At 66.3% G+C, this 5,141-nt stretch carries 7 protein-coding genes; all 7 read left to right on the top strand.

Annotated features, from left to right (window positions below; translation table 11 throughout):
* Positions 1-369: flagellar basal body rod protein FlgC (gene flgC / locus AC1DQP_RS16160; protein WP_478052002.1), on the top strand; the 369-nt coding region annotated here is incomplete at its 5' end.
* Between the two features lie 26 nt (positions 370-395).
* Positions 396-1,082 carry a flagellar hook assembly protein FlgD gene (locus tag AC1DQP_RS16165; protein WP_457320626.1) on the top strand — a complete coding sequence of 229 codons (687 nt, stop codon included), beginning with the start codon at positions 396-398 and terminating at the stop codon, positions 1,080-1,082.
* Between the two features lie 32 nt (positions 1,083-1,114).
* Positions 1,115-2,338 carry a flagellar hook protein FlgE gene (gene flgE / locus AC1DQP_RS16170; RefSeq protein WP_457320628.1) on the top strand — a complete coding sequence of 408 codons (1,224 nt, stop codon included), beginning with the start codon at positions 1,115-1,117 and terminating at the stop codon, positions 2,336-2,338.
* Positions 2,339-2,370: 32 nt separating this feature from the next.
* Positions 2,371-3,123, top strand: a complete 753-nt coding sequence (locus AC1DQP_RS16175; RefSeq protein ID WP_137189434.1) for a flagellar basal body rod protein FlgF — start codon at positions 2,371-2,373, stop codon at positions 3,121-3,123.
* 136 nt (positions 3,124-3,259) lie between these two features.
* A complete protein-coding gene (gene flgG, locus AC1DQP_RS16180) occupies positions 3,260-4,045 on the top strand; it encodes a flagellar basal-body rod protein FlgG (RefSeq protein ID WP_256776987.1) in 786 nt (261 codons plus the stop codon).
* A 23-nt stretch (positions 4,046-4,068) separates the two neighbouring features.
* Positions 4,069-4,761 (top strand): flagellar basal body L-ring protein FlgH, encoded by a 693-nt coding sequence (gene flgH / locus AC1DQP_RS16185; RefSeq protein ID WP_478052003.1) that lies wholly within the window; start codon positions 4,069-4,071, stop codon positions 4,759-4,761.
* 7 nt (positions 4,762-4,768) lie between these two features.
* Positions 4,769-5,141 (top strand): flagellar basal body P-ring protein FlgI (locus AC1DQP_RS16190; RefSeq protein ID WP_478052004.1); only part of this gene is annotated, 373 nt, incomplete at its 3' end.

Here is a 5,141-nt window from a genome sequence, read left to right on the forward strand (position 1 = left end):
CTCCAGGCCCAGTCCGTGCGCATGAGCACCATCGCCTCCAACCTGTCCAACGCCGACACCGTCTCCGGTTCGGCGCAGACGGTGTACAAGCCGCTCGAACCGATCTTCCAGTCCGTCACCAGCCGCACCGACCCGAACATCACCACCGTCCAGGTCAAGGAAATCAGCCAGAGCGACGCCGCGCCGATCAAGCGCTACGAGCCCGGCCACCCGCTGGCCGACGGCGACGGCTACATCTACCAGCCCGACGTCGACCCGGTGGCGCAGATGGTCAACCTCATCTCCACCTCGCGCAATTACCAGGCCGGCGTGGAAATGCTGACCACCGCCAAGGAACTGGCGCTGGCCACCCTGACCATGGGTCGCTGACCCTTTTCTTTACAGGACATACCGTCATGAGCAGCACCAGCGGCGTCGGCCAGAACGGCAGCGATATCTACAGCGCGCTCGGCCTCAACGCGCCCAACAGCGACACCAGCAAGAAGAAAAGCACCCTGGACCAGGCCGATTTCCTGCGCCTGATGACCGAACAGCTGCAGCACCAGGATCCGCTCAAGCCCATGGACAACACCCAGATGGTGGCGCAGATGGCGCAGCTGTCCCAGGTGCAGGGCATCACCGACCTCAACACCACGGTGAAGGGCTTCCAGGACCAGATGTCCAGCGACCAGATCCTGCGCGGTGCTGCGCTGGTCGGCCATGACGTGCTGGTGCCCTCGACCAAGTGGCAGCTGGAGGCCGAAGGCAACACCAACGGCATGGTCGCTGCCTCCGGCGCGGGCTTTGTCAACGTGGAAATCACCGATGCCAACGGCGTCAAGGTCAACACGTTGAGCGTGGAAGCCAAGGCCGCCGGCGAAGTGACCTTCGACTGGGATGGCAAGGATGCCAACGGCAATCGGCTGCCGCCGGGCAGCTACTCGATCGCCGCCACCTTCACCGACAGCGCCGGCGCCAAGAACAAGGTCAACACCTACGTCGAGGCCCCGGTGGAGAGCGTCACCGTCGGCTCGGACGGCCTGTACCTCAACCTCAAAGGCCTGGGCACGGCCCCGATCGACTACGTGCTCCGCATCAGCTGAGCCGCCCTACCCCGCATACCAGGAGCAATCCCATGGGCTTCAACATTTCGTTGTCCGGCATCAACGCAGCCAATGCCGACCTGAACGTCACCGCGAACAACATCGCCAACGTCAACACCACCGGGTTCAAGGAATCGCGCGCCGAGTTCGCCGACCTGTTCTCGGCCACCAGCTATGGCCTGTCCAAGAACGCGGTCGGTTCGGGCGTGCGCCTGACCAACGTGGCCCAGCAGTTCTCGCAGGGCAACAACGAACAGACCGGGCGCAGCCTGGACATGGCCATTTCCGGTGAGGGCTTCTTCACCATGTCCATGAACGGGGCCCGCGTGTATTCGCGCGCCGGCAACTTCCAGACCGACCAGGCCGGCTACGTCACCAACCCGCAGGGCGCGCGCCTGCAGGTGTTCGCCCCCAACGCCGACGGCACCAGCTTCGATGCCGGCCGCCTGGTCGACCTGCAGCTGCTCACCACCGACAGCCCGCCCAGGCAGACCAGCAAGGTCAACGTCAGTTTCACCCTGCCGGCCGACGCCAAGGTGCCCACGGTGGGCGTGTTCGACCCGACCGATTCCAACAGCTACAGCCAGTCCACCGGCGGTATCACCGTGTACGACTCGCTGGGCGTCAGCCACACGCAGACTTCGTACTTCGTCAAGACCGCCGACCCGAACCAATGGCAGGTCTACAACTACGTCGATGGCCAGGCCGCCGGCGCGCCGACCACGCTGACCTTCAACAACGCCGGCGCGTTGACCGCCCCGGCCAACGGCCAGATCACGCTGGCCCCGTTCACGCCGAGCACCGGCGCCGGCCAGCTGGCGCTGACCCTGGACATCAGCGGGTCCACCCAGTACGGCGAGAAGTTCGCCCTGCGCAACACCCAGCAGGACGGCTACGCCGCCGGCAAGCTCAACGAAGTGACCGTGTCCGAGGAAGGCGTGGTTTACGCGCGCTACTCCAACGGCGATGACAAACCGCTGGGCCAGGTCGCGCTGACCACCTTCAACAATGCACAGGGCCTGGAAGCCAAGGGCAACAACCTGTGGGTGGAAACCTTCAGCTCGGGCACGCCGCGTACCGGTGCACCGGACAGCTCCAACCTGGGCAAGGTCCAGGCCGGTTCGCTGGAAGCCTCCACGGTCGACCTGACCGAGCAGCTGGTCAACATGATCACGGCCCAGCGCAACTTCCAGGCCAATTCGCAGATGGTCTCGACCATGGACCAGATCACCCAGACCATCATCAACATCCGTTGATGAGCCACTGACCGCATCACGGGATTACAACGATGGACAAGGCGCTCTACGTAGCGATGACCGGTGCACGTGCTTCGCTGCAGGCACAGGGCACGCTCTCGCACAACCTGGCCAACACCGATACCCCTGGTTTCAAGGAAGCCCTGGCCAATACCGAGGCGTTCCCGATCAAGGGCACCGGCTATGCCTCGCGCGTGGACGCCCTGCACGTCGACGCCGGCTTCAACCGGCGCATGGGCGCGCAGCAGATCACCGGCAACCCGCTGGACCTGTCGCTGCAGTCGGGCAACTGGCTGGCGGTGCAGGCCCCGGCGGGCGGCGGTGAGGCCTATACCCGTGGTGCGGCACTCTCGATCACCCCCAATGGCCAGCTGGTGACCGCCGGTGGCCATCCGGTGCTGGACGAGAACGGTGCGCCGATCGCCATTCCGCCGCACCAGGCCATGGACATCGGCAACGACGGCACGATCTCGATCATCCCGCTGGGCGAAGGCCCGCAGACCATGGCCAACATCGGCCGTATCCGCGTGGTCGCCGCGGCCGATGAACGGCTGGAGCGCGGCCTGGACGGGTTGATGCGCAACACCGACCCGCAGCAGCCCTTCGTGCAGGCCCAGGGCAAGTCGCTGGAAAGCGGCCAGCTGGAAGGCAGCAACGTGGACGCGGCCGGCGCGCTGGTGCAGATGATCCAGCTGCAGCGCCAGTACGAAATGCAGGTGAAGGTGATCAAGCACGGCGACGACAACGCCCGTAGCGCCAACAGCCTGCTGCGACTGGGCGGTTGAGCCGCGGCGATGCGCGATTGACGGGGCACCCACGGGGCCCCGACGGAATTCCGGCGCGGTTCTGGCACAGCCCATGCATCGCTCCCCGTGACGGCCGCCCCGGGTGGCCACCCGCAACAGACAAAGGAACATCGCCATGAACCAGGCATTGTGGATCGCCAAGACCGGACTGGATGCGCAGCAGACGCGCATGTCGGTGGTTTCCAACAACCTCGCCAACACCAACACCACCGGTTTCAAGCAGGACCGTGCCAGCTTCGAAGACCTGCTGTACCAGCAGGTGCGCCAGCCGGGCGGTTCTTCGTCCGCACAGACGCAGCTGCCCACGGGCCTGCAGCTGGGCACCGGCGTACGCGTGGTGGCCACCTCGAAGAACTTCGAGCAGGGCAGCCAGCAGCAGACCGGCCGCGCGCTGGATGTGATGGTCAACGGCCGCGGTTTCTTCGAAGTGCAGATGCCCGACGGTTCTTCGGCGTATACGCGTGATGGGTCGTTCCAGCGCAACCAGGATGGCGAGCTGGTGACCAACAGCGGCTACCCGGTGCAGCCGGGCATCCAGATCCCCGAAGGCGCGCAGTCGCTGACCATCGGGACCGACGGCACCATCAGCGTAAAGATGGCCGACGACGCGGCGTCGGTGGAAATCGGCGCGCTGACCCTGACCGACTTCGTCAATCCGGCCGGCCTGCAGGCCCGCGGTGAAAACCTGTTCCTGGAAACCACCGCCTCCGGCCCCGCGCAGAACGGCAACCCCGGCCTGAACGGCCTGGGCAGCGTGGTGCAGGGCGCGCTGGAAGGCAGCAACGTCAACGTCGTGGAAGAGCTGGTGTCGATGATCGAAACCCAGCGCGCCTACGAAATGAACGCCAAGGCGATCTCCACCACCGACGCGATGCTCGGCTACCTCAACCAGAACGTCTGATCGGTCGAACCGGGAACCCTGCCATGTCGTACCTGCGCCCTACCCTCCGCATGCTCTCGGCCAGTGCCGTTGTCGCCCTGCTCGGCGGCTGCGTCATCGCCGGCGATGTCCGCCCCTACCCGGCGATGGCGCCGGTCACCCCGATCATCGCGCCCACCGCGCAGGCCACGGCCGGTGCGATCTACGCCGCCGGCCCGGGCCTGCAGCTGTATTCGGACCGGCGCGCACGCGATGTCGGCGACCTGCTGACCATCACCCTGACCGAGAACACCACCGCGCAGACCACCGCCAACACCACCACCGCCAAGGAATCGGACCTGAGCATCGGCACCCCGACCGTGTTCGGCGCGCCGGTGACACTGGGCGGCAAGGACATCCTCAGCGCCAGCGCCAAGGGTTCGCGCGACTTCGCCGGCAAGGGCACCACCGCGCAGAGCAACCGCCTGCTCGGCAGCGTGACCGTCACCGTGGTGCAGCGCCTGCCCAACGGCAACCTGGTGGTCCAGGGCGCCAAAAACCTGCGCTTGAACCAGGGCGATGAGCTGGTGCAGGTGCAGGGCATCGTGCGCGCGGCGGACATCTCCCCGGACAACACCATTCCTTCCAGCCGCGTTGCCGATGCCCGCATCGTCTACGGCGGCCGCGGCCCGGTCGCCCAGTCCAATGCGATGGGCTGGCTGAGCCGTTTCTTCAACTCGGCGTTGACGCCGTTCTGAGCCTGACATGACCTTTTCCTTCTCCCTGTTCGGGCCGCGACGCAGTGCGTCGCTCTACGCGGTGCGTGCCGTGGTGGTGCTGCTGGCGGTGTTCGCGCTGGCGGCACCGGCGTCTGCCGAGCGCATCAAGGACCTGGCCCAGGTCGGCGGCGTGCGCACCAATGCGCTGGTCGGCTATGGCCTGGTGGTCGGCCTGGACGGCAGCGGTGACCGCACCAGCCAGGCGCCCTTCACCGTGCAGAGCTTGAAGAACCTGCTCGGCGAACTCGGCGTCAACGTACCGGCCAACGTCAATCCGCAGCTGAAGAACGTGGCCGCCGTGGCGATCCACGCCGAGCTGCCGCCGTTCGCCAAGCCGGGCCAGCCGATCGACATCACCG

This window comes from Stenotrophomonas sp. P5_A8 (genome assembly GCF_056400545.1).

Excerpts from the sequence above, each read along its gene's own strand:
- AC1DQP_RS16165 (WP_457320626.1), top strand. The coding sequence starts at position 396 with ATGAGCAGCACCAGCGGCGTCGGCCAGAACGGCAGCGATATCTACAGC.
- flgE (WP_457320628.1), top strand. The coding sequence starts at position 1,115 with ATGGGCTTCAACATTTCGTTGTCCGGCATCAACGCAGCCAATGCCGAC.
- AC1DQP_RS16175 (WP_137189434.1), top strand. The coding sequence starts at position 2,371 with ATGGACAAGGCGCTCTACGTAGCGATGACCGGTGCACGTGCTTCGCTG.
- flgG (WP_256776987.1), top strand. The coding sequence starts at position 3,260 with ATGAACCAGGCATTGTGGATCGCCAAGACCGGACTGGATGCGCAGCAG.
- flgH (WP_478052003.1), top strand. The coding sequence starts at position 4,069 with ATGTCGTACCTGCGCCCTACCCTCCGCATGCTCTCGGCCAGTGCCGTT.